General features: G+C 68.8%; 23 protein-coding genes. 8 read left to right on the top strand and 15 right to left on the bottom strand.

The annotated features are described in order from the left end of the window. Window position 1 precedes the first annotated feature (1 nt). The 7 genes from DDE10_RS09215 to DDE10_RS09185 form a co-directional block, all read right to left on the bottom strand. On the bottom strand, window positions 2-1,078 hold the full coding sequence (locus DDE10_RS09215; protein ID WP_114952470.1) for an efflux RND transporter periplasmic adaptor subunit: 1,077 nt from the start codon (window positions 1,076-1,078) through the stop codon (window positions 2-4). 73 nt (window positions 1,079-1,151) lie between these two features. Beyond that, window positions 1,152-1,892 carry a TlyA family RNA methyltransferase gene (locus DDE10_RS09210; RefSeq protein ID WP_114952469.1) on the bottom strand — a complete coding sequence of 247 codons (741 nt, stop codon included), beginning with the start codon at window positions 1,890-1,892 and terminating at the stop codon, window positions 1,152-1,154. Beyond that, window positions 1,889-2,356, bottom strand: coding sequence for a GxxExxY protein (locus tag DDE10_RS09205; RefSeq protein WP_114952468.1), 468 nt, complete (start codon window positions 2,354-2,356; stop codon window positions 1,889-1,891). The genes DDE10_RS09210 and DDE10_RS09205 overlap by 4 nt, the downstream gene beginning before the upstream one ends. 252 nt (window positions 2,357-2,608) lie before the next feature. Then, on the bottom strand, window positions 2,609-3,994 hold the full coding sequence (locus tag DDE10_RS09200; RefSeq protein WP_114952467.1) for an alkaline phosphatase PhoX: 1,386 nt from the start codon (window positions 3,992-3,994) through the stop codon (window positions 2,609-2,611). Between the two features lie 197 nt (window positions 3,995-4,191). Beyond that, window positions 4,192-6,117, bottom strand: a complete 1,926-nt coding sequence (dxs, locus tag DDE10_RS09195; protein WP_114952466.1) for a 1-deoxy-D-xylulose-5-phosphate synthase — start codon at window positions 6,115-6,117, stop codon at window positions 4,192-4,194. Window positions 6,118-6,172: 55 nt separating this feature from the next. Further along, complete coding sequence (locus tag DDE10_RS09190; RefSeq protein WP_114952465.1) at window positions 6,173-6,634, bottom strand: Fur family transcriptional regulator; 462 nt, start codon at window positions 6,632-6,634, stop codon at window positions 6,173-6,175. A 103-nt stretch (window positions 6,635-6,737) separates the two neighbouring features. After that, on the bottom strand, window positions 6,738-7,106 hold the full coding sequence (locus tag DDE10_RS09185) for a MerC domain-containing protein (RefSeq protein ID WP_284734548.1): 369 nt from the start codon (window positions 7,104-7,106) through the stop codon (window positions 6,738-6,740). A gap of 133 nt (window positions 7,107-7,239) precedes the next feature. Between DDE10_RS09185 and DDE10_RS09180 the strand changes: the two genes are divergently transcribed. From DDE10_RS09180 to rpsI, 5 genes are all read left to right on the top strand, one after another. Then, window positions 7,240-8,268, top strand: coding sequence for a COX15/CtaA family protein (locus tag DDE10_RS09180; protein WP_114952463.1), 1,029 nt, complete (start codon window positions 7,240-7,242; stop codon window positions 8,266-8,268). After that, entirely contained in the window at window positions 8,265-8,594 is a 330-nt protein-coding gene (gene cutA / locus DDE10_RS09175; RefSeq protein ID WP_114952462.1) for a divalent-cation tolerance protein CutA, read from the top strand. Before DDE10_RS09180 ends, cutA begins: the two co-directional genes overlap by 4 nt. Window positions 8,595-8,620: 26 nt before the next feature. Further along, a complete protein-coding gene (locus DDE10_RS09170; RefSeq protein ID WP_114952461.1) occupies window positions 8,621-9,451 on the top strand; it encodes a DUF2306 domain-containing protein in 831 nt (276 codons plus the stop codon). A 169-nt stretch (window positions 9,452-9,620) separates the two neighbouring features. Further along, window positions 9,621-10,100 carry a 50S ribosomal protein L13 gene (rplM, locus tag DDE10_RS09165; RefSeq protein ID WP_114952460.1) on the top strand — a complete coding sequence of 160 codons (480 nt, stop codon included), beginning with the start codon at window positions 9,621-9,623 and terminating at the stop codon, window positions 10,098-10,100. Next, complete coding sequence (gene rpsI, locus DDE10_RS09160) at window positions 10,100-10,636, top strand: 30S ribosomal protein S9 (protein WP_114952459.1); 537 nt, start codon at window positions 10,100-10,102, stop codon at window positions 10,634-10,636. The genes rplM and rpsI overlap by 1 nt, the downstream gene beginning before the upstream one ends. Window positions 10,637-10,654: 18 nt before the next feature. Here rpsI and DDE10_RS09155 read toward each other — a convergent pair whose 3' ends face one another. Genes DDE10_RS09155 through DDE10_RS09135 form a run of 5 tightly spaced genes read right to left on the bottom strand, consistent with a single transcriptional unit; the run spans window position 10,655 to window position 14,462 of the window. Beyond that, window positions 10,655-11,095 carry a hypothetical protein gene (locus DDE10_RS09155; RefSeq protein WP_162806512.1) on the bottom strand — a complete coding sequence of 147 codons (441 nt, stop codon included), beginning with the start codon at window positions 11,093-11,095 and terminating at the stop codon, window positions 10,655-10,657. Continuing rightward, window positions 11,085-12,734 (bottom strand): saccharopine dehydrogenase family protein, encoded by a 1,650-nt coding sequence (locus tag DDE10_RS09150; protein ID WP_114952457.1) that lies wholly within the window; start codon window positions 12,732-12,734, stop codon window positions 11,085-11,087. Before DDE10_RS09150 ends, DDE10_RS09155 begins: the two co-directional genes overlap by 11 nt. Then, the gene (locus tag DDE10_RS09145) at window positions 12,731-13,135 is read right to left on the bottom strand and encodes a thiol-disulfide oxidoreductase DCC family protein (RefSeq protein ID WP_114952456.1); all 405 of its coding nucleotides are present in this window, start codon (window positions 13,133-13,135) and stop codon (window positions 12,731-12,733) included. The genes DDE10_RS09150 and DDE10_RS09145 overlap by 4 nt, the downstream gene beginning before the upstream one ends. Then, window positions 13,132-13,827, bottom strand: a complete 696-nt coding sequence (locus tag DDE10_RS09140; protein WP_284734547.1) for a DUF4166 domain-containing protein — start codon at window positions 13,825-13,827, stop codon at window positions 13,132-13,134. Before DDE10_RS09140 ends, DDE10_RS09145 begins: the two co-directional genes overlap by 4 nt. A 53-nt stretch (window positions 13,828-13,880) precedes the next feature. Continuing rightward, on the bottom strand, window positions 13,881-14,462 hold the full coding sequence (locus tag DDE10_RS09135; RefSeq protein ID WP_114952455.1) for a GbsR/MarR family transcriptional regulator: 582 nt from the start codon (window positions 14,460-14,462) through the stop codon (window positions 13,881-13,883). Between the two features lie 82 nt (window positions 14,463-14,544). Here DDE10_RS09135 and DDE10_RS09130 point away from each other — a divergent pair, with 82 nt between their 5' ends. Beyond that, entirely contained in the window at window positions 14,545-14,817 is a 273-nt protein-coding gene (locus tag DDE10_RS09130; RefSeq protein WP_114952454.1) for a hypothetical protein, read from the top strand. Between the two features lie 13 nt (window positions 14,818-14,830). Here DDE10_RS09130 and DDE10_RS09125 read toward each other — a convergent pair whose 3' ends face one another. The 3 genes from DDE10_RS09125 to DDE10_RS09115 form a co-directional block, all read right to left on the bottom strand. Then, a complete protein-coding gene (locus DDE10_RS09125) occupies window positions 14,831-15,253 on the bottom strand; it encodes a globin family protein (protein WP_114952453.1) in 423 nt (140 codons plus the stop codon). 113 nt (window positions 15,254-15,366) lie between these two features. Next, window positions 15,367-16,353, bottom strand: a complete 987-nt coding sequence (locus DDE10_RS09120) for an aldo/keto reductase (RefSeq protein ID WP_114952675.1) — start codon at window positions 16,351-16,353, stop codon at window positions 15,367-15,369. 25 nt (window positions 16,354-16,378) lie between these two features. Beyond that, window positions 16,379-17,161, bottom strand: a complete 783-nt coding sequence (locus DDE10_RS09115) for a DUF1499 domain-containing protein (protein ID WP_114952452.1) — start codon at window positions 17,159-17,161, stop codon at window positions 16,379-16,381. Window positions 17,162-17,322: 161 nt separating this feature from the next. On the opposite strand from DDE10_RS09115, the gene DDE10_RS09110 reads away from it, so the two are divergent. After that, the gene (locus DDE10_RS09110; protein WP_284734546.1) at window positions 17,323-19,965 is read left to right on the top strand and encodes a putative bifunctional diguanylate cyclase/phosphodiesterase; all 2,643 of its coding nucleotides are present in this window, start codon (window positions 17,323-17,325) and stop codon (window positions 19,963-19,965) included. A gap of 360 nt (window positions 19,966-20,325) precedes the next feature. Then, window positions 20,326-22,008 carry an alpha-glucan family phosphorylase gene (glgP, locus tag DDE10_RS09105; protein ID WP_114952451.1) on the top strand — a complete coding sequence of 561 codons (1,683 nt, stop codon included), beginning with the start codon at window positions 20,326-20,328 and terminating at the stop codon, window positions 22,006-22,008. Window position 22,009: the final 1 nt, after the last annotated feature.

The raw sequence follows: 22,009 nt of genomic DNA, 5'->3' as shown, positions 1-22,009 counted from the left end.
CCTATTCGCCCTCGCCCGCCCGCGGCGCCGGCGCGGGTTCCGGCGCGGCGTTGCGGACCCCGGCGAGGCGGACCTCGATGCCGTGGGTGACCTTGACGACGCCCTCGGTGATCACCCTCTGGCCCGGCCGGAGGCCGGCCAGTATCTCGATCCGCCCGCCGGCGCGGGCGCCGGTGCGAACCGGCGTGCGCTGGGCGCGGCCCTGGGCGTCGACGACGTAGACGAAGCGGCTTTCGCCCTCCCCGATCACGGCCAGCTCCGGCACCGACAGCGACATGCGCGGCGCATTCTCGATCACCACCGTGAGCAGCATGCCGGGACGAAGCAGCCGATCGGGATTGGGCAGCCGGGCGCGGACCGTCACCGCCCGCGTCGACGGGTCGACGACCGGATCGATGGTGTGGATCCGGCCGCGGAACGGGCGGTCCGGATAGGCGTCCGAGCGCGCTTCGATCGGCTGGCCCTCGCGGATCGCGCTCAGCATCGTTTCCGGCACGGTGAAGTCGAGCTTGATCGTGCTGACGTCGCTGATGGTGGCGATCTCCGTGCCCTGGCTGGCGATCGCCCCGACCGAGATGTTGCGCAGCGACACCCAGCCCGCAAAGGGCGCCCGGATCACCCGCTCGCCAATCTCGGCGCGGACCGCCTGCGCCTGTGCGCGCGCCGCCGCCGCCGCCGCGATCTGAGTGTCGTAATCGGCGCGGGTCGCGAAGCCGCGGCCCTTGAGCTCTTCGACCCGCTCGAGCTGCTGCTCGGCCTCGCGGGAGCGGGCCTGGACCTCGCGCAGCTGCGCGGTCTGCTGGGCCTGCTGGAGCACCGCGACCACCTGACCGCGCTGGACATAGGAGCCGTCGTCGAAGGCGAGCCTGACGATCCGCTCGGTCACCGGAGCGGAGAGCGTCACCTGCTCGTTCGCCCGGGCGGTCCCGACCGCCTCGATGCGATCGGCGAAGCGCGCGGGAGAGGCCGGCGCCGCCTTGACGAGTGGCGCCGCGCGCTCGCCGCCTTTCTCGGCGGCACCGCTGCCGCACCCCGCGAGCAGCAGGGCGAGGAGAATGAAAACGGATCGCTTGTTCATCTTGGGGCTCAATGCCGAATTTCGCGGCCATGTCGATATGGGGGTTGTATCAAATTGTCGCCGGAAATGTCGTTCAGGGCTGGGGATTTATCCCGGCGAGGAGGAATTCGACATTTCCCTCGGGTCCGGTGATCGGGCTCCGTTCCACGCCGACGACGTCCCAGCCGCGCGAACGCAGCCAGTCGGCGGCCGCGGCGCAGACGCGCGCATGGACCGCGGCGTCGCGGACGACGCCGCCCTTGCCGATCTCGGCGCGCTCGGCCTCGAATTGCGGCTTCACCAGCGCGATCAGCCGTCCGCCCGGACGGGCGAAGCCGAGGGCGGCGCCGAGCACCTTGGCGAGCGAGATGAAGCTGGCGTCGCAGACGATGAGGTCGACGGGCTCGCTGACGATCGCGGCGTCGAGAAAGCGGGCATTGGTCTTCTCATGGACGAGCACACGCGGATCCTGCCGAAGCTTCCAGGCGAGCTGGTTGGTGCCGACGTCGACCGCGAACACCCTCGCGGCACCGCGCTGGAGCAGGACGTCGGTGAAGCCGCCGGTGGAGGCGCCGACATCGAGCGCGACCGCGCCGTTCACGTCCCAGCCGAAATGGTCGAGCGCATGGGCGAGCTTGATCCCGCCGCGCGACACCCAGGGATGGTCCTTGCCCCTGACTTCGAGCGGCGCATCCCCGGCCAGCGCCTGTCCGGCCTTGTCAACCTTGCGCTCGCCCGAAAAGACCAGCCCCGCCAGCACCAGCGCCTGCGCCCGAGCCCGACTCTCCGCCAGCCCGCGCTCGACGAGCAATTGATCGACCCGAACCTTGCTCATGCCGACGACATCGTACCTCCGGCCGTTGATGCCGGCTGCGGCGTGGGAATTTGATGCACGCGAAGCCGCGAAGACGCGAAGTCGTCATGCTTGTTCACAATGCGCCTGATTCCCTCACGGAAGGTCGCTGCACCGAAGTTCATCAACAGGCCAAGCGGCTGACCGGTCAGCCTCAGATAGGTCAAGAGCTGCTTGCTGTGGACGGGAAGCATCGTTTCGACAGACCTTATCTCGATGATCACACGACCCTCGAGCAAAAGGTCAATTCGAAAGCCGTCATCCAGAACAAAGCCGTCATACTCGATCTTGAGCGGCTTTTGCCGTTCCACGGATAGTCCCAGGCGGGTGAGCTTAAGCGCCAGGATCGCTTCATACACAGACTCCAGCAGCCCTGGACCCAGCTCCTTATGCAGACCCAGGCCGGCATCGACAGCAATCCGCGCTACATCTTCAATGCTCCGCATCCGATCCTCCTCTTCGCGCCTTCGCGGCTTCGCGTGCAACAATAACAGCGGTCGAGCACGGCACGAAGCAACCGGGTTGGCAACGGCGCATCTCGAATCGGACGAGAGAAATACGAGCAAGTAGAACTACTTATTGGATGATACGTGGCGAGGCCCTATGTAAGGGAGGCTCGAGATCGGGGGCGCTATCGAGCAGGCCCCGCCGTTTGATCCCCTTCGCGGCGGGGCCTACCCTTTCCCCGGTTTCTCCTCTCAGCTCGATCGGACGGCGTTCCAGGGGCCGGTGATCGCCAGGGTGCGGCCCGGCCGATAGGCGTTGACGAACAAGGTACCGCCGTCGGGCGAGAAGCAGGCGCCGGCGAGCTCGGTGTCGAGCCGCAGCCGCGCGATCGTGTAGAGCCGGCCCTCGGGAGTGACGCCCTTGAGATGGCAGGGCACGCCGTCGGCGCGGTCCTCGCAGACGACGAGGTGGCCCCAGGGCGCCACGGTGACGTTGTCGGCATAGTCCATCACTTTGGGATCGCTCGATTCGACGAAGAGCTGGAGCTCGCCCGGAGCGCCGGCCTCGTCCGGCTGGCCCTCGCGGGCGCCCGGCCGATAACGGAAGATCTGGCCGAGCTCGGCCGCGCCGCCCGAGGTGCAGCAGAAGAAGAATTCGCCGCTGCCGTGATGGATTCCCTCGCCGCGGGCGAACAAGGCGGCGCCGGCGGCATGGCCGCGCTGGCGAAGATCGTCCTGCGGACTTTCCGGCTCGTCGAGATCGATCCAGCGTACCGCATGGCGGCTGCCCGGCGGCACGACGATTCCCTCCCAGTTGCGCGCGTCGGCACCGGAAATGTCGCGCAGCGCCAGCGCCTGGAGGCGCCCCGGTCCTTCCAGCCGGCCCGGCGTCTCCGGAACGAAACGGTAGAAGAGCGAGTCGTCCTGATCCTCGGTCAGGTAGACGATGCCGGTGGCCGGATCGACCGCGGCCGCCTCGTGGCGCATCCGGCCGAGGCCGCGAAGCGCGATCGGGCGGACGAGGCCGCGCCCGCGCGCCGGAACGTCGAACACCCAGCCATGATCCTGGCCGACCTCGCCGGCGCGGCTGACATTCTCCTCGCAGCTCAGCCAGCTTCCCCACGGCGTCGGCCCTCCGGCGCAGTTCACCAGCGTGCCGGCAAGGCTGAGATATTGCGTCTCGCGCCGTCCGGAGGCGAGATCGCAGACGAGGGTGGAGGTTCCGCCGGCGAGCGGCCGTCCCTCATTGTCGCGGCCGAAATGCGGCTCGCCGCGCAGCCGCTCGACGAGCCGCGCCCGCCCGCCCGTCGGCCCGAAATCGAACCTCGACACCGACAGCTCGTGATTGCGGACCAAAGCGACCCGGCTTCCGCCCAGGCCGAAACAGGCCATGCCGTCGAAATGGTCGGGCGTCACATAGCCGTCGTCCATCGCCTCGCCGGCCGACGAGATCACCCGGTAGGAGAAACCGCGCGGCAGATCGAGCAGCCCGGCGGGATCGGCGGCGAGATCGCCATAACCGTGAACCTGGTTGCGATAGGTGTCGTCACCGGTCTGCTCCGCAAGGGAACGGTTCGAAAGCCCGCCGAAGGCGAGAGCGGCGAGGGAAGAGGTGGCGAAGGCGCGGCGAGTCAGCATGAGCGGGTTCCGGACATAGGCGCCAGCCTAGCCGCGCGCCCGTGACGGTTCAAAGTCATTGGGCGCCGCCCCTTTCCGTCATCCTGGCGAACCGCCAGGATCCCATTTCCTTATCGTCGCTGCCGTAAGGCATCGAGATCCCGGCCTGCGCTGGGATGACTCGTAAGGGGTTGCTCTTACAGACGAGGGTCGGCGCCTCAGGCGCGCGCGCCCTCGACAACCCCCGCGCTGTTGTGCCGCAGCGCCTTCAGCACCGTCGCGACGATGCCGTCGGCGTCGAGGCCGGCCTCGGCATATTGCTTCTCCGGCTTGTCCTGGTCCTGGAAGCGATCGGGCAGGCGCATCGTGCGCAGCTTGAGGCCGGAATCGATCAGGCCCTCGTCGCTGACCAAAGTGAGGACGTGGGCGCCGAGGCCTCCCACCGCCGCTTCCTCGATCGTCACCAGCACCTCATGGGTTGCGGCTAGCCGGCGGATCAGCGCCTCGTCGAGCGGCTTGGCGAAGCGCATGTCGGCGACCGTGGTGGAAAGGCCGCGCCCGTCGAGCCTGTCGGCGGCCTTCAGTGCCTCGGCGAGGCGGGTGCCGAGCGAGAGGATCGCCACCTTCTTGCCCTCGCGCACGACGCGGCCCTTGCCGATCTCGAGCCGCTGCGGGACCGCGGGCAGCTCGATGCCGATGCCGTTGCCGCGCGGATAGCGCACGGCGCTCGGCCCCTCGTCGTGGAGCGCCATGGTATGGACCATGTGGACGAGCTCGGCCTCGTCGGCCGCCGCCATGACGACGAAATTGGGCAGGGTGCACAGATAAGCGAGGTCGAAGCTGCCGGCATGGGTGGCGCCGTCGGCGCCGACCAGCCCGGCGCGGTCCATGGCGAAGCGGACCGGCAGGTTCTGGATGGCGACGTCGTGGACGACCTGGTCGTAGGCGCGCTGCAGGAAAGTCGAGTAGATCGCGCAGAAGGGCCGGTAGCCCTGGGCGGCGAGGCCGGCGGCGAAGGTGACCGCATGCTGCTCGGCGATGCCGACGTCGAAGGTGCGATCGGGGAATCTCGCCTGGAACTTGTCGAGACCGGTGCCCGAAGGCATCGCCGCGGTGATCGCGGCGACCTTGTCGTCCCGCTCGGCCTCGGCGAGCAGCGCTTTGGCGAAGACCGATGTGTAGCTGGGCGGCCCGGGCTCGCTCTTGGCCTGGGCGCCGGTGATGACGTCGAACTTCTGGACGCCGTGATATTTGTCGGCCGCGGCCTCGGCAGGCGCGTAGCCCTTTCCTTTCTTGGTGACGACGTGGACCAGCATCGGCCCTTCGTCGGCGTCGCGGACATTCTCCAGGATCTTGACCAGGAGATCGACATTGTGACCGTCGACCGGCCCGACATAATAGAAGCCGAGTTCCTCGAAGAGCGTGCCCCCGGTGGCGAGGCCGCGGGCATATTCCTCGATCTTGCGCGCGGCCGAATGGAGGCCTTCGGGCAGCTTGCGCGCGAAGCGCTGGGCGATGTGGCGGACCGTCAGATACTTGTTCGAGGAGACGATCCTGGCGAGATAGTGGGAAAGCCCCCCCACCGGCGGCGCGATCGACATGTCGTTGTCGTTGAGGATGACGACGAGCCGGTTGCCGGCCGCCTGGGCGTTGTTCATCGCCTCGTAGGCCATGCCCGCGGACATGGCGCCGTCGCCGATGACGGCGATCGCCTTGCCGGGCGAGTCGGACAGCTTGTTGGCGACGGCGAAGCCCAGCGCGGCGGAAATGGACGTCGAGCTGTGGGCGGCGCCGAACGGATCATATTCGCTCTCGCTGCGCCGGGTGAAGCCGGAGAGGCCGCCGCCCTGCCGCAAGGTGCGGATGCGGTCGCGCCGGCCGGTCAGGATCTTGTGCGGATAGGCCTGGTGGCCCACGTCCCAGATCAGCACGTCGCGCGGCGTGTCGAACACGTAATGGAGCGCCACGGTCAGCTCGACGACGCCGAGCCCGGCGCCGAGATGGCCGCCGGTGACCGAGACCGCGGAGACGGTCTCCGTGCGCAGCTCTTCGGCGAGCTGGCGCAGCTGCTCGCGGTCCAGCCGGCGCAGCTGCTCGGGCGTCCCGACGGTGTCGAGAAGCGGCGTCTTGGGTCGGTCGTTCATTCTATCCCCTTCGCAAGGGCCGATAATAAGACGCTCTGGCGGGGATGTCGAACCGTCAGTTGCCTTCGCATTCGCCGCAGCGGCCGCGCACCTCGATTACCGGGCGTGCGGGCGCGAAGCCGGCCTTGCGCGCGGCGTCGCGGACGCCGCCCGACAGGCGGTCGTCGTCGATATGCTTGGCCTGGCCGCAACTGTCGCAGATGAGGAAGATGCAGTCATGCAGGCAATCGGGATGATCGTTGGCGATATAGGCATTGGCGCTCTCGACCCGCCGCGCGAGGTTGGCACCGACGAAAAGATCGAGGATCCGATAGACGCTGTTGGCGGCGACCCGGCGCTGCTGCTCCTGCGAGACCTTTTCGGCAATGTCGTAGGCGGAAGCCGGGCGATCGAAGCTCGCCAGCGCCTCGAAGACGGCGGCGCGCATCGGCGTCCACTGCTCGCCGGACTTCTCCATCGTCGACCGGGCGGCCACCGAAAGGTCGGCGCCGGAATGGCTGTGATGCTCATGGACCATAGACGGGATGTAGGCCTTTCGCCGGATCGGAACAAGCGCGCGCAAGGGCCAATGGGGTCCTTGCGCCGCCTTGGACCGGGTTTCCGGCGACCCGCCGGAGCGCTCAGATCACCGCGCGGCGGTTGAGGTCGTGGCCCAGCGCCAGGATCAGCACGCCCATCACCGAATAGACGGTGGTGAGGCCGCCATGATCGAGGGTCAGGGCACCGGCCATCATGCCGAGGCCGAGGCTGCCGATGCAGGCGGGAAGCATGAAGCCATGCTCGCGGATGCCGCGGCCGAGCCCGAAGATGCCGAGCACCAGCGCCAGCATCATGCCGACCTCGTGGATCATCGGATCGAGCAGCAGCCCGCCGGCAGAGGCCAGGACGGCGAGGAGGACGGCGCTGGCGATGCAATGGACGAGGCAAAGGCCGGACAGGCCGATGGCCAGCCGGTCGATGGCTCCGTTCCTGATGGCACCCTGAAACACGCGCGTCGTCTCCTGCCGCCCCGTATAGCGATTCGACAGCGACGTTACAATATAACATTCGCGAAAAAGTTCCGCGTGAAGGGAGCCCGCTCCATCCTTTGCCAAGCTCCGGCGCCTCGGCCATAGGCGGCGCATGTCCACCCGGCCCGCCGCGCACCCGCGACCCCGCGCCCTTGCCACCTGGCTCCTCGTCGTCGCTGCCATGGTCTTCGTGATGGTAGTGGTCGGCGGCATCACCCGACTGACCGAATCCGGGCTGTCGATGGTGCGCTGGGAGCCGATCTCCGGAATCGTGCCGCCGCTGAGCGAGGCGCAGTGGCAGGCCGAGTTCGACCATTATCGGGCGACGCCGCAATATCGGATCAACAACAATGCGATGAGCCTGGAAGATTTCAAGTCGATCTTCTTCTGGGAATATGTCCATCGCGTGCTCGGGCGGCTGATCGGCCTCGCCTTCGCCTTGCCCCTGCTCTGGTTCTGGTGGCGCCGCGCCATCCCCGCCGGCTTCGGCTGGAAGCTGGTCGGGCTGCTCGCTCTCGGCGGCCTTCAGGGCGCGATCGGCTGGTGGATGGTCGCCTCCGGCCTCGTCGACGTGCCGGAGGTGAGCCACATCCGGCTCGCCGTCCACCTGCTCACCGCCTTGCTCATTTTCGGCGGGCTCCTGTGGGTCGCGCTCGACCTGCGCGCGCTGGCTGGCGGCGCCCCGCCCGGCGGCCGGACCCCGCTGCTCGCTTTGTGGGCGCTGTGCCTGCTCTTCGTCCAGTTCCTGTTCGGCGCCTATGTCGCCGGGCTGGAGGCCGGCTATGCCTTCAATAGCTGGCCGCTCATGGGCGACGAGCTCTTCCCGGCGGCGACGCCGATGCTGGAGCCGTTCCTGCGCAACTTCGCCGACAACCCGATCATGGTCCAGTTCGTCCATCGCTGGCTCGCCTTCGCCGTCGCCGCTCTGGCGGTCTGGCTGGGCCTGCGCGCCTGGAGCCGCGGTCTCAGGCTCGAGGGCGCGGCGCTGATCGGCGCCGTCACCGTCCAGATCCTGCTCGGCATCCTCACCATCCTCTCGGGCGTGCAGATCGACATCGCCGTCGCCCACCAGGGCATGGCAGTGCTGCTGCTCGGGGCGATGGTGGTCGCGGCGCACCGGCTCAAGGAGGCCAAGGCATGAGCGAGGCGGCGGCCGGCGCGATCGTCACCCTCTATTCGACCTTCGGCAGCGAGGAGGAGGCGCGCCGGGTTGCGCGGCAGCTGGTCGAGGAGCGCCTCGCCGCCTGCGCCAACGTGCTGGCGCCCTGCCATTCCGTCTATCGCTGGCAAAGCGAGGTCGAGGAGGCGCAGGAAGTGCCGGTGCTGTTCAAGACGCGGGCCGACCGAGCCGCGGCGGCGATCGCCCGGATCGGCGCGCTGCACAGCTACGACGTGCCCGCCGCGGTCGCGTGGCCGATCGCCGACGCGCTCGATTCCTATCGGCAGTGGATCGTGGACGAGAGCTGAGGGGAGAAGAGGTGCAGGCTGGAGAGATGGCTGCCGCGGCCCCGCCGTCCGCCGCCCTGCCCGCCTCGGCCTGGCTTCGCTGGAGCGGCACGGCTTTGGCGGCGACCGCCTGGCTCTCGGCCGCCCTGTTCGGCGCCTATATCGTCTTCTTCCATGTCGGCGCGGCCGCTCTCGGCCGGCCCGCCGAGTGGAATTCCGTCCTCCCCGGCCTGTTCGCGGCGGAAGCCAGGCTCGCCACCGCCGGGATCGCCGCCCATTTCGTCGCAGGCGCCATCCTGCTGCTGCTCGGCCCGATCCAGCTGATCGGCGCCGTCCGGCGGGCGGCGCCGGCCTTTCACCGCTGGACCGGCCGGCTCTACGTCGCGTCCGCTTTGGTCGCCGGCCTCGGCGGCCTCGCCTTCATCCTCGCCAAGGGCACGATCGGCGGCCCGGTGATGGATATCGGCTTCGGCCTCTATGGCGCGCTGGTCGTGGCGGCGGCGATCGAGACCTACCGGCATGCCCGCGCCCGCCGGCTCGAGCGCCACCGCGCCTGGGCGATAAGGCTGTTCGCGCTGGCGATCGGATCGTGGCTCTACCGGATGGCCTACGGTCTCTGGTTCGCCATCGGCGACTCGGCCGGCCATGCGTCCGACTTCCGCGGTCCCTTCGACCTCGTCATGGACTTCGCCTTCTACCTTCCCAATCTGGCCGTCGCCGAGCTGTTCATCCGGGCCCGCGCCGCGCCCGCGCGACGGACGCTGCAGACCGCCAGCGCCGGGCTGCTCGCGGCCGCGGCCGCCCTGCTCGCGCTCGCCACATGGGAATTCGCCCGCCTGGCTTGGCTGCCGGGCATCGCGCACAGGCTCGGGGGCTGAGGCGGGACGCGTCCACAAGACGGTCGTGGTATCATGTTACCACCCGTCAAACCCGCCCTTTTCCTTGACTTTCGGCGGCTCCGCTGCCATTTGCCCGCCGTCCGCGCCGCTCGTCATCGGGCGGCGCTGCTCATTTGCACAGAGGAAAACCCTCGAAAGGATTCGGGCCATGAAGGCGCTGATGAAGACCACCAAGGCGGCCAAGCCGGCCGAGGTGGAGAAGAAGTGGCATCTGATCGATGCCGACGGGCTGGTGGTCGGGCGGCTCGCCACCATCGTCGCCAATATCCTGCGCGGCAAGCACAAGCCGAGCTTCACCCCGCACGTCGACTGCGGCGACCATGTCGTCATCGTCAACGCCGACAAGGTCCGCTTCACCGGCCGCAAGCTGGCGCAGAAGACCTATTACAAGCATACCGGCTATGCGGGCGGCCTCAAGGAGATCACCGCCGGCAAGGTCCTCGAGGGGCGCTTCCCCGAGCGCGTGCTCGAGAAGGCGATCGAGCGGATGATCCCGCGCGGCCCGCTCGGGCGCCAGCAGATGCGATCGCTTCACCTCTATTCCGGGACCGACCATCCGCATGGCGGCCAGAATCCCGAGATCCTCGATGTCGCGGGCATGAACCGCAAGAACAAGGTGGGTGCCTGATGTCCGACAACCGTCAATCGCTTTCCGATCTGGCCGAGCTGACCACCGCCCAGCCCGACGCTCCGGCCCCCGAGGCCGAGGCCGAGGCCGGCGCGCCCGTCGCTCCCCAGACGCCGTCGGCGCCGCTTCGCGAGCAGCAGCTCGACAAGCAGGGCCGCGCCTATGCGACCGGCCGCCGCAAGGACGCCGTCGCCCGCGTGTGGCTGAAGCCCGGCAATGGCACGATCACCGTCAACGGCCGCGACCAGAGCGTCTATTTCGCCCGGCCGACCCTGCGCCTCGTCATCAACCAGCCGTTCGACATCGCCGAGCGGCGGGGCCAGTATGACGTCGTCTGCACGGTCAGCGGCGGCGGCCTCTCCGGCCAGGCCGGCGCGGTCAAGCACGGCATCGCCCAGGCGCTCTCCCGCTTCGAGCCGGCGCTCAGGAGCGCGGTCAAGCAGGCCGGCTTCCTGACCCGCGACCCGCGCGTCGTCGAGCGCAAGAAGTACGGCCGCGCCAAGGCCCGCCGCAGCTTCCAGTTCTCGAAGCGCTAAGGCAGGAAAAAGACCGGATCACCGGTGGGGCGGCTCGGAGACGGGCCGCCCTTTTTCTTTGGGCGTGGACTTGCACGTACCGCGCGATCCATCGAGCTTCACGACGCAGATCCAGAAAGCCAGTCCGCCGGCGAACCCGCTGGTCGCGCCCAGCAGCAGCGAACCGAAGTCAGGCACGATCAGGAGCATGGGGCCGGCTCCGATCATGGAGCCACCGAGGCAGGCACGCCACCAGGCCGGCTGAACCCTGCGCCGCAGCAGAGCGTAAGCAGGCAAGCCGATCAGGGCCGCGTGCAGGAGCGCGATCGGAAAGCCGAAGAGCCAGACGATCGGCAGGATCTCGATGACGGCCTCGAAATCCGGGAAGGCCACGAAGAACCAGAGGGAGCCAGCAATCGGCGCAACCGTTGCCGCCGCCAGGAGGCCGCCGACGCCGGTCCATTCCGCGTCAGATGACATCGTCGCCCCCATGGATCAGGTCGAGCGAACCGGAATAGCGGACGATCTGCCCGACCAGCGGCATGCTAACGCGGACGTCGAAACGGAAGCGGCCGCCCTCCTCATATTCTCGCGCCGAGATCCGCGGCCCCAGCCACGCCGGCATCGGCAGGCCCAGGAAGGACCATCGGTGCAGCTTCATTTCCAGGCCGTCCGGCCCGCCGGGAACTTGGAAGGCGAAGCGGACGGGGCCGAAGCGCTCGACCAGGAGGCCGTCTCTCCCGGAGAGCTCGCTGGCAAAGAGGTGGCCGCCGAAATCGCGCGTCCAGGTCTCGGCGCCGCCGCATTCGGTGAAGGCGACATGAATCGGGGTCTTTCCCGGCGGCGGCATCCCCATCAAGAAGCCGAGCAGGCCAGCCGCCAACCCGCGGCCCCGCTCGACCATGCCGTCGCCTTCGGCGCCGCCGTCGGCGCAGAGATCGTGCAGGTTCCGCACCGCCGTCGGCAAGCGAACGAAATCGTCGCCCATGAGACGGGCATAGAGGGGCGGCGGCAAGGTCCGCTCGGTCAGCTCCCAGCGGACGTCAATTCCCTCGAACGCTTTCTCGAACGCCTCGAGCGGCACCAGTCCCGCCGCCGATCGCGCACCGGGCGCTATGCGGCCCGCCAGCATCTTCTCCGCGAGGAGCGTGGCGGCGAGGGTCGGCAGTTCCAGCCCCTGCCCCCGCTCGGCGACGAGCGTCCAGATCCGCTCCACCGCGGCATTGCCGATCCTGCCGGCGAGTGCGACCCGCATCGCCGAGCGCACTCCGCCGAGGGCGCGAGTGATCCCATAGGCCCAGACTATTGGACGAGCGGCGGGAAGGAGCGATCGCAGCCAGCCGCAGCGCACGACCGCAGCCGCGGCGGACAAGGCGAGCATGTGGAAGCGCAATTCGGTGCCGGCGCGGAAGACGACGGTCGGCTGCCCCGGCAGCCTGTCCGGCAGCAGGACCAGGTCGGGGACGTCGGCCAGCGCCACCAGCCGCCCGCGCAGGGCACGGCCCTCCGGCAGCTCGAAATCGATCCGGCGCAAATCCTGCCAGCCGAACCCGTACGTCCAGCGCCCGCCGCGCCGCAGCCGGACCGGCCGGCCGGCATAGCTCAAGGCGGCGCGCAGGACCGAGGCGCCACCCATCGCCCGATTGGCGGCGCTGAGCGCGATGTCGACGCGGCGCACGGCGTCCAGGCCCTCGGCGAGCCGTTCGGCCACCGCGGTCGACAAGGCGGGAAGGCTCGAAGCGCCCGACACCAGCGCCACCCCGGAGCGGCGCGCCGCTTCGTCCAGCGCCGCGATGCCGGCGACGAATCCGGTCGCGTCGGCGAGATCGAGATAGGGAATGCGGGCGGCGATGCAGGCCAGTGGAACATCGTAGCCGCTCGCCTGGAAGGGGCCGGCCGCGTCGATCACGAGGTCCGGACGGTGCTCTTGCAGGATCGATGCGATTTCTCCTTCTCGATCGATCGCCACGGGCACGGCGCGGGGCAAAGCGGCGCAGAACGATCGTGCCTTCCTCTCGTCGCGGCCCCCGACCAGGAGATCGTACCCGGCGTCCGACAGCCTACGGCACAGACGGCCGCCGAAGCCGCCATAGCCGCCGATGACCAGGATGCGGGTCACAACAGCCGGTCGCGATCCTGGGCGCTCGGCACCCAGCAGGCGCTGCGGCGGCCGAACAGGCGATAGCGATTGCGCGCGATCCAGCGATAGGCGCGGTCGCGAAGCCGGCGTGGCACCAGGGCGAGCAGCCCGGCGAGTCGCCAGGGCCAGCCGAGGCCGCGATAGATGGCGAGCGCGGCGTCGCTTTCGCGAAGCGCGCGTCCTCCCTGGACGACGATCAGCGTCTCCGGATCATCCGGATCCACGCCGAAGCGGCGGAAAAGGTCAGCCCCGGCGAGACGCTGCATCGACGCCAGCCTGAACCGCTTGCCTCGGTCATGCCTGAGCACGAATTGCGCCTGCGCGCTGCACAAAGGGCAAAGCGAATCGAAGACGATGATCGGCCGCACGTCGTCGCTCATCCTTGGTCTCCATGCGCCGTCTCCGCGAAGAGGGCGGTCTGGCCTATCATCAGGCCGAACCGGGGGTGGGCCAGCTCCAGCACGAAGGCGAAGCGGCCTCGACCGCAATCGATGTGGCTGACGCGCAGCCGGCCGGGCTGGAGCCAATGAGGCAGCGCGAGCCGCCGGCCGAGACAGGAGAGGAAATAATGGTCGGTGACGAAGTGCAGGGCCCCATCCTCGACCTCGAGCCGCAGCGCGACGCCGAGCCCGCCGCCGACATATTCCTCCAGCCCGGTCGGGCCGCAGAAGCGCTTGCTCGAGTGGATGACCTGAGGGAAGCCACGGCGCCGGCCGTAGATCCGCGTCCAGAATTGACCGTTAGCCGCGGGATCCTCGGTGACGCTGACCACCGCCGGGACGTTCTCGTCCCGGCCTAAAGGGAGCGGCGATCCGAACAAGCGGGCAAGCTGCGCGATCGCCCATCCCAGGCAGCTCATCCGACATTGGACGATCTCGCCGGCATAGACGACGCTCCGGCAATGGTCGACACGCTTGCCGAATCGGGCCCGCGTCGGTTCCGGAAGGCGGCCCCAGGCCGGCTCGCCCAGGAGCGCGCGAAATCGCAGGTCGCCGATCCCGCTGCCGCCCTGCCGCCGCATCCGCGGCCGGTGAAGCGGAAGCTCTTCCGACCGCCTCGGCTCCATGCCCATGGCCGTCTCCTTCTCTTGTTTCTGTAAATCCAGAAATGTCACGGCACGAAAAGTCAGCCCTTGTCCTTCGCGGCCTCACCCTTGCGGCCGAAGCTGAGGAAATTCACCACCTTGGCGCCCATGCGGATCAGCGCCATGATCTTCGCGGGGGGCACCCCGAGCATCTGATCGTACCAGCTGTTCAGCGTCTCGACGAAGCGTTGCATCTCCGCCAACCTTTCGCGCGCCACGGCGCTGACCCGAGGGTCGCCCTGCGCTTCGGCCATGCAGGCGCGAAGCGCCGCGGCCGCCGGATCGATCTCCCTTTCCTTGCGGCCTTGGGCGATGCGCGTCACCATTTGCAGGAGATCGGTCTCTGCCTCGAAATGATCGCGGCGATCGCCGAGGACGGGGACGCGGCGGATCAGCTTCCAGCCGATCAGCTCCCGGAGGCTGGTCGAGACGTTCGAGCGTGCCATGCCGAGGGTCTCGGCGATCTCCTCAGCGGTGAGGGGGCGGTCACCGAGATAGAGCAAGGCATGGATCTGGGCGACCGACCGGTTGACCCCCCATTCATTGCCCATGTCACCCCAGTGAAGCACGAAGCGTTCCACCGCGGGAGGCAGTTTGCCCGTCTGGTCAGTAGTTTCTGTCATGACAGAACATTCCGACTTATGCGCCTCGACGTCAAGGGTGTTGTTCGTGTGCGGTCAAGAATCTTTGCGCTATAAGGGAGCCATGCGCCTACTCATCCTCCCGCTCGCCGCCTTCCTCCTTTCGGGCTGTCTCGCCCGGACGGCCGTCGGCATCGTCACCCTGCCCGTCAAGGCGGTCGGCGCCGGCGTCGATGCCGTCACCACCAGCCAGGCCGAGGCCGACCAGAGGCGGGGGCGGCAGGTCCGCGAGGAGGAGGAAAGGCTCGGGCGCGAAGCTCGCCGACGCGAGCGCGAGGAGCGCCGGAGGCAGGATGACGCCGAGGAGCGGGCGGCGGACTGGCCGGAGCATCGCTAGCTTCTCTTGACCGTCAGGCCGCCAGCGGCTCGGCGTGGAGCGCCGCGACCATGACGTCGATCACGGAGCGGCACGCCAGCCACCAGGCCTGACGGTGGATGGGGTTGAACGCCGGGCCGATCACCGCTTCGAGGGCCGCCATCAGCGCGTCGGCGATCGCGACATGGTGGCGCTCGGCGAGGCCGCGGGCGGCGCCGCGATAGGCCACCCATTCGAGCACGGCGGCGATCGGATGCAGCCGGTCGATCGAGGCGACGATCGCGGCAAGGCCGTTCGCGAAGCTGCCGTCGCGCCAGCCGCTTTCGCCGCGAAGCTTCTCCCACAGCGCCGGATCGCGCGCGAACAGCTCCGCGAGGAAGCAGCCGGCGAGCCGGTCCCGTCGCGCCATCGCGGTCCGGAAGCTGTTCTTGACGATCTGTGCCTGCTGCGGGGTCATCGTTCCATCCTTTCGCTGAAGACGGAACTAGACGGCGCGCGTTGCGGCGCGTTGCCGGGGCGGCCGGCTTATCGTTTCAATTGTGACAATCGGCGCGCCGCGCCGGCCAGGGTCTAGAGGTTGATCGTGGCCATGCCGGCTTCGTGATAGCGAGGGCCCGCCGCCGCACCCGGCGGCAGGATCCGGTCGATCCGGGCCAGCTCGTCCGCCGACAGGCGAAGAGATAGCGCGCCGAGATTCTCGTCCAGGAATCGGATGCGCTTCGTGCCGGGAATGGGGACGATGTCCTCGCCCTGGGCCAGCACCCAGGCCAGAGCGAGCTGCGCCGGCGTGCAGCCCTTGTCCTGCGCCATCGTCTCGATCTCGCCGACCAGCGCGATATTGCGGTCGAAGTTCGCGCCCTGGAAGCGCGGATGGAAGCGGCGATAATCGTCTTCCGGAAAGTCGGCGGCGCTGCGGAAGCGGCCGGTGAGGAAGCCGCGGCCGAGCGGGCTGTAGGCGACGAAGGCGATGCCGAGCTCGCGGACCGTGGGCAGGACTTCCGCTTCGGGATCTCGGCTCCACAGCGAATATTCGGTCTGCAGCGCCGCGATCGGGTGGACGGCATGGGCGCGGCGGATCGTCGCCGGCGCCGCCTCGCTGAGCCCGAGGAAGCGGACCTTCCCCTCGCCCACCAGCTCCGCCATCGCACCGACGGTATCCTCGATCGGAACGTCCGGATCGACACGGTGCTGGTAATAGAGGTCGATCGTCTCGACGCCGAGCCGCTGCAGGCTCGCCTCGCAGGCGGAGCGGACATAGTCCGGACGGCCGCAGACGCCGCGGAAGCTGCCATCCTCGCCGCGGACGTTGCCGAACTTGGTGGCGAGGAAGACCTCGCCGCGGCGGCCGGAGATCGCCTTGCCGACCAGGGTCTCGTTGCGGCCGACCCCGTACATGTCGGCCGTGTCGAGAAAGTCGATGCCGGCATCGAGCGCGTGGCGGATCGTGGCGATCGACTCTGCCTCGTCGCCGGAACCGTAGAATTCGGACATGCCCATGCAGCCGAGCCCGATGGCCGAAACTTCCGGACCGTCCCGGCCCAGCCGCCGACGCTCGATCATCCTCTTCTCCCGCCTTGCCGGATCAGCCGCGTCTCAGGTCCGCGAGGAATTCCCGGACCCGGCGGGCATTGACGCCGATATCGCTGACGCCGACGCGGCTGATCGAGCGCATGTCGACGATCGATCCGGTCCCGTCCGTGACTGGGCGCACCCGGACGACGACATTGTCCTTGAACCGGAAGAACCGGCTGGTGTCGACCGCCTCGACGATGCCCCGCTCCGCGTCGGCCGTGACGATCTCCCAGCCGCGACTCTCGGCGAGCGCCCGCGCCCGCTGGATCGTCTCCTCCCGGCTCCACGGCACCCTGATGGTGGCGATATCGCCATAATGCTCGCGATGGATGGCCTTCCACCGCTCCCGCGGCTCCAGCGCCGCCAGATCGGCGCGGCCCATGTCGGGCACCTCCGCCAGATTGTCGTCGCGCACCCGCAGCCGGTAGAAGCGCGGATAGTCTTCCAGATTGGTGGCGATGTCGTGGATCGGCGGCACCGAGCGCGCGGTCCTGACCTGATTGCCGAGGAAGCCGACGAAGATGCCGGCGACGACGAGCGCCGCCAGATTGACGAGAACCAGCCGCGGCCGGACCCGACCGGCGACGATCGCGCCGGCGAGCGCGAGCAGAATTCCCGGGATCGCGGCGAAGAAAGCGTAGCGCAGGACGCTGAACCCGGCCCCGAAATGCCAGAAGCCCCGGCCGGCCCCGATGGCGGCGATCAGCGCGGCCGCGACCGAACCGAAGCAGAGGAGAGCGCCGGCCCAGGTCAGCCGCGCGGCCCAACGGCGCTTCTTCAATGCTTCCACCATCGACGATCCTCCAATGAAAGCCGATTTCCTATGCGCCCATGCGGGCGGCGCGACAAGAGCGGGAAGCCCGCAATGTCGCGGCCTGCACGGCACCGCGACCGCAAACCTATTCTTAAGGGCAAAGGCCGTACCTTCCGCATATGCGTGCCATCAGGAAATCAGTGGAGCCGGTCGGGCTCGAAGCCGAGGATCGCCCTTCGCTTCGCCGCCTCCTCATCCAGGACTTCCAGCCGCTCGCGAACGAGCGCGACGAAGGCATTGCCCGCGAGCGCCTGCGGGCACTGGCCCCGGTTCCCGGCTTCTTCCTGGTAGTCCACCTCGTCTGCGCCGCCGCCATCCTGCTCGCGCTGGGGACGGAGGCGATGCGGCAGCCGGTGGTGACGGCGCCGCTCGCCTCTCTGCTGGTGGTCGACATCCTCTTGTGGGCGCTCGCCCGTCGCGGCGGGATCTTCAGGATTCAGCCGCACCTCGCCCTGCGCGCGGCGGCGTTCTACTCTTTGCTGGTCGGCGCCCTCATCGGCACGGTCGTTGCCGGCCTCGGCACGGTGCGGGACGGCGGCATGCCGCTGCTCACCCTCGGCCTCGCCGGAGCGGTCTTTGCCCTGCCCCTCGCCTTCCTCCTCTTCCCCGGCCTGGCCGGCCTCGGCTGCATCGGCGCGCTGATGGCCTGGCTGCTGGTCACCGGCGATGCCGTCAGCACGGCGCTGGCGGGGATCGTCGGGATCGCCATACTGAGGCTCAGCCTCAACCGGGCGGCCGAGAAGCTGAGCCAGCTCAAGCGGCGGGAGATGATCGACTGGAACGCGCAGCGCGCCAGCCGATTCATCGAGGAGTTCGAGCAGGCCGGCCGCGGCTGGTTCTGGGAGACCAATTCGCGCGGTGCCCTGTCCTACATCTCGGACCAGCTCGCCGCGGATCTCGCCATTCCCGCCGCGGAGCTGATCGGCCGGCCTTTCACCGACCTGATCGGATCGGACGCGTCCGGATCCGCCGATTCGTCCGAGCGCACGCTCGGCTTCCATCTCTCCGCGCGCCTGCCCTTCACCGACATCACCGTCCGCGCAAATGCCAGCGCCGACACCTGGTGGTCGCTGTCGGGCACGCCGAGCTTCGATGAATATGGCCGCTTCCTCGGCTTTCGCGGCATCGGCACCGACCTCACCGAGCAGCGCCGGTCGGAGGACGAGATCAATCGGCTCGCGAAATACGATTCGCTCACCGGTCTCCCCAACCGGATGCTGATGCGCCGGACGCTCGACGAGACCCTCCAGGCGAACAGCACGTCCGGCAATGCCCTGTTCCTGATCGACCTCGACCGGTTCAAGAACGTCAACGACACGCTCGGCCATCCGGTCGGCGATGCCCTTCTCAAGCAGGTCGGACAGCGGCTGGCCTCGGTGATCGGCGACCGCGGCCAGATTGGCCGGCTCGGCGGCGACGAGTTCAAGGCGGTGCTCCCCGGCGTGACCGACGAGCCGAGCCTGGGCGCCCTCGCTGCCCGGCTGATCCAGCAAGTGTCGATGCCCTACCTCATCGAAGGCCACAACATCTCGATCGGAGCGTCCGTCGGGATCGCCATCGCGCCGCCGGAGGGATGCTGCGGCGACGCGCTGATCCGCGACGCCGACCTCGCTTTGTATTCCGCCAAGGCCGCAGGCCGCGGCACCTACTGCTTCTTCGCGCCGGAAATGCACAGCGAGGCGCAGGACCGGCAGATGCTCGAGAACGACCTTCGCAAGGCCATCGGCCGGGGCGAGCTCGAGCTCTACTACCAGCCCGTCGTCGACACCAAGTCCGAGGCGCTGTCGGGATTCGAGGCACTGGTCCGCTGGCACCATCCGACTCGCGGAATGATCTCGCCGACCGTGTTCATCCAGCTTGCCGAGGAGAGCGGGATCATCCTCCAGCTCGGCGAATGGGTGCTGCGCACCGCCTGCGCGGAGGCGGCGAAATGGCCCGAGAACATCCGGATCGCCGTCAACCTCTCGCCGGTCCAGTTCACCGACGCCAGCCTGCCCAACACGATCGTCAGCGCGCTCGCCAATGCCGGACTGGCGCCGCGACGGCTCGAGCTGGAAATCACCGAAGGCGTGTTTCTGGTGGAGAGCGAGTCGACCGACGACATGTTCGCAAGGCTGAAGGCGATCGGGGTCCGCCTCGCCCTCGACGATTTCGGCACCGGCTATTCGAGCCTCGGCTATCTGCGCAAGACGCCGTTCGACAAGATCAAGATCGACCAATCCTTCGTCCGCGGGGCGGCGATGCGCGGCAGCCGCAACGCCGCCATCATCCGGGCGATCGTCACGCTGGCGGAAAGCCTCGGCATGGACACGACCGCCGAAGGCGCGGAGACGCATGACGAACTCGCGCTGATCCGGGAGCTCGGCTGCTCGCACATCCAGGGCTACATCTTCGGCCGGCCGATGATCGCCGAGGAGGCGCTGAAGCTCGCCGCCGACAACGAGACCGTCGCCGCCGACGGATTCCAGTTCAATCGGCCGCCGCGCCAGGGCCTGCTCAAGGTCGCGACGCTGCAATGGAACGGAATGCAGATACCGGTGAGGGTGCGCAACATCTCGACCGGCGGCGCGCTGCTCGAGAGCGACCGCACCGTCCCGGTCGAGGCCAAGGTCCAGCTCGACCTTCCCGGCTGCGGCAGCCTCGGCGCCGAAGTGCGCTGGTCCGAATCGCGCCGCACCGGCATCCAGTTCGAGGAGGAGTTCGACCTGCGCCGGCTGGTCCCGGGCAAGACGCGGGGCTTCGGCGTCAGGCTCGCCGGCGGAGGGCAGAGAGCCGCCGGCTGAGGCGGGCAGTCGGGGCCTTCGGCCCCCAATGGCGGCCGCGTCGCGGCAGCCCTCGCTGCGGCCAACCCCGTTCGGGCGACGGCTCGCGCTCGATGCCCGTGCGCAAAGCTCGTCGCCGGGAACCCCCTCCTGCCTTCCGAATTTCCTCTCGGCGGCTTCGAGGCCTCGTCTTCGCCGGCGGCGGACTCTATCATGAGTGCGGGATGCCCCGAAGACCCGGCCGTTGGAGTTCGACAGATCATTGCAGAAGCATAGGCGCATGACCGTCCTTGTCCTTTTCCCAGGCTGCGGCAGGGCGTCGGAATCGGCCATGGTCGATGCCGGCTCCGCTGCCACTTCCACGCGATGCGCGGGCCTAGCATGACCGGCCGCCTCCCCGCCTCGCTCGCTCGCGCGAGCATCGCCTTCCTGTCGATGGAGATCGGCCTCGAATCAGGGATGCGCTGCTACAGCGGCGGGCTCGGCGTGCTCGCCGGCGACTTCGCGCTGGCGGCGGCCGACCTCGGCCTGCCGATGGTGTTCCTGTCGCTCGCCTGCCGCGACGGCTATGTCCGCCAGACCATCGATGGGCAGGGGCATCAGCATGACGCCCCGGATCCCTGGGACCCCGCCGAATGGGCAACGCCGCTTCCGATCGAGGCCAGCGTGGCGATCGAGGGACGGGAGGTGCGCATCCGCGCCTGGCTGCGCGAGATCGAAGGGACGAGCGGGAGCCGGCTGCCGGTGCTGCTGCTCGACACCGATGTCGAGGCGAACGATGCCGACGCCCGCGCCATCACCAGTCGGCTCTATGGCGGCGACCAAGATTTCAGACTGCGGCAGGAAGCGGTGCTCGGCCTCGGCGGCAAGGCCGTGCTCGACCTGCTCGGCCTCGAGATCCGCCGCTATCATCTCAACGAGGGCCATGCCGCCTTGCTGCCGCTCGCTTTGCTCGCCGAGCGCGGCGACGCAGAGGCGGTACGCGAAAGCGCCGTCTTCACCACCCATACGCCGATCCCGGCGGGTCATGACCGCTTCGCCATGTCGGCTGTGCGCGCCGTGATCGGGGACGTGCTCGCCGACGAGGCGGCACGCCTGTTCGACGGCGCGCGCGAGCTCGACATGACCAGGCTGGCGCTAGCCCTCACCGGATGGGTGAACGGCGTGTCGCAGAAGCATGCCGAGGTGACCCGCCTGATGTTCCCCGGCCACGAAATCCATGCGGTCACCAACGGCGTCCACCACGTGCGCTGGACCCACCCCGCCATCGCCGACCTTTTCGACCGGACGACGCCCGGCTGGCGCGCCGGCGCATCGGCGCTGGCCGGTTTCGAAACCGCCGCCGGCGACGTGGATGTCTGGGCGGCCCACATGGAAGCGAAACGGGCCCTGATCGACGATGTCCGCAGCCGCACCGGCCACGACCTCGATCCAGACCGGCCGCTGATCGGCTTCGCCCGCCGGATGACCCCCTACAAGCGCGCCGACCTTCTGTTCGGCCATCTCGTCCGACTGCTCAAGATCGCTGAGAACCGCCCCTTCCAGGTGCTGCTCGCCGGGAAGGCCCACCCCCACGACAAGGGCGGCAAGGCGCTGATCGCCCGGCTGCACGAGATCGCCCACAGCTGCGGTGCGCATCTGCCGATCGTCTTCCTCCCCGGCTACGACATCGAGATGGCGGGCCGCTTGGTGGCCGGCTGCGACGTCTGGCTGAACACGCCCGAGCCACCGCTCGAAGCCTCCGGTACCAGCGGCATGAAAGCGGCGATCAACGGCGTGCTCAATCTCAGCGTCCTCGACGGCTGGTGGCTCGAAGGCTGCGAGCACGGCCGCAACGGCTGGTGCATCGGCAACGAGCGGGACGCCGCGGCTCCAGGCCATGACGAATGGCTGCTCGAGCTTCTGGAGCGTGAGGTTCTGCCGACCTGGTATGACGATCGGACCCGCTGGATCGCGATGATGAAGCATAGCGTGAGTTCGCTCGGACCCCGCTTCAGCGCGGAGCGCGCGATGCGCGACTATGCCGGCCAGGCCTATGGCGAGGCAGTAGAGGTCGGCGGCTGAA

This window comes from Sphingosinicella terrae (genome assembly GCF_003347635.1).
GTDB lineage: Bacteria > Pseudomonadota > Alphaproteobacteria > Sphingomonadales > Sphingomonadaceae > Allosphingosinicella > Allosphingosinicella terrae.
The sequence above is the reverse complement of the archived record's forward strand: the minus strand, read 5'-3'. Positions and strand labels throughout refer to the sequence as shown.

What these genes read in the sequence shown, in the direction of transcription:
- DDE10_RS09215 (WP_114952470.1), bottom strand. Translation starts at nt 1,078, where the DNA reads ATGAACAAGCGATCCGTTTTCATTCTCCTCGCCCTGCTGCTCGCGGGG.
- DDE10_RS09210 (WP_114952469.1), bottom strand. Translation starts at nt 1,892, where the DNA reads ATGAGCAAGGTTCGGGTCGATCAATTGCTCGTCGAGCGCGGGCTGGCG.
- DDE10_RS09205 (WP_114952468.1), bottom strand. Translation starts at nt 2,356, where the DNA reads ATGCGGAGCATTGAAGATGTAGCGCGGATTGCTGTCGATGCCGGCCTG.
- DDE10_RS09200 (WP_114952467.1), bottom strand. Translation starts at nt 3,994, where the DNA reads ATGCTGACTCGCCGCGCCTTCGCCACCTCTTCCCTCGCCGCTCTCGCC.
- dxs (WP_114952466.1), bottom strand. Translation starts at nt 6,117, where the DNA reads ATGAACGACCGACCCAAGACGCCGCTTCTCGACACCGTCGGGACGCCC.
- DDE10_RS09190 (WP_114952465.1), bottom strand. Translation starts at nt 6,634, where the DNA reads ATGGTCCATGAGCATCACAGCCATTCCGGCGCCGACCTTTCGGTGGCC.
- DDE10_RS09180 (WP_114952463.1), top strand. Translation starts at nt 7,240, where the DNA reads ATGTCCACCCGGCCCGCCGCGCACCCGCGACCCCGCGCCCTTGCCACC.
- cutA (WP_114952462.1), top strand. Translation starts at nt 8,265, where the DNA reads ATGAGCGAGGCGGCGGCCGGCGCGATCGTCACCCTCTATTCGACCTTC.
- DDE10_RS09170 (WP_114952461.1), top strand. Translation starts at nt 8,621, where the DNA reads ATGGCTGCCGCGGCCCCGCCGTCCGCCGCCCTGCCCGCCTCGGCCTGG.
- rplM (WP_114952460.1), top strand. Translation starts at nt 9,621, where the DNA reads ATGAAGGCGCTGATGAAGACCACCAAGGCGGCCAAGCCGGCCGAGGTG.
- rpsI (WP_114952459.1), top strand. Translation starts at nt 10,100, where the DNA reads ATGTCCGACAACCGTCAATCGCTTTCCGATCTGGCCGAGCTGACCACC.
- DDE10_RS09155 (WP_162806512.1), bottom strand. Translation starts at nt 11,095, where the DNA reads ATGTCATCTGACGCGGAATGGACCGGCGTCGGCGGCCTCCTGGCGGCG.
- DDE10_RS09145 (WP_114952456.1), bottom strand. Translation starts at nt 13,135, where the DNA reads ATGAGCGACGACGTGCGGCCGATCATCGTCTTCGATTCGCTTTGCCCT.
- DDE10_RS09140 (WP_284734547.1), bottom strand. Translation starts at nt 13,827, where the DNA reads ATGGGCATGGAGCCGAGGCGGTCGGAAGAGCTTCCGCTTCACCGGCCG.
- DDE10_RS09135 (WP_114952455.1), bottom strand. Translation starts at nt 14,462, where the DNA reads ATGACAGAAACTACTGACCAGACGGGCAAACTGCCTCCCGCGGTGGAA.
- DDE10_RS09130 (WP_114952454.1), top strand. Translation starts at nt 14,545, where the DNA reads ATGCGCCTACTCATCCTCCCGCTCGCCGCCTTCCTCCTTTCGGGCTGT.
- DDE10_RS09125 (WP_114952453.1), bottom strand. Translation starts at nt 15,253, where the DNA reads ATGACCCCGCAGCAGGCACAGATCGTCAAGAACAGCTTCCGGACCGCG.
- DDE10_RS09115 (WP_114952452.1), bottom strand. Translation starts at nt 17,161, where the DNA reads ATGGTGGAAGCATTGAAGAAGCGCCGTTGGGCCGCGCGGCTGACCTGG.
- glgP (WP_114952451.1), top strand. Translation starts at nt 20,326, where the DNA reads ATGACCGGCCGCCTCCCCGCCTCGCTCGCTCGCGCGAGCATCGCCTTC.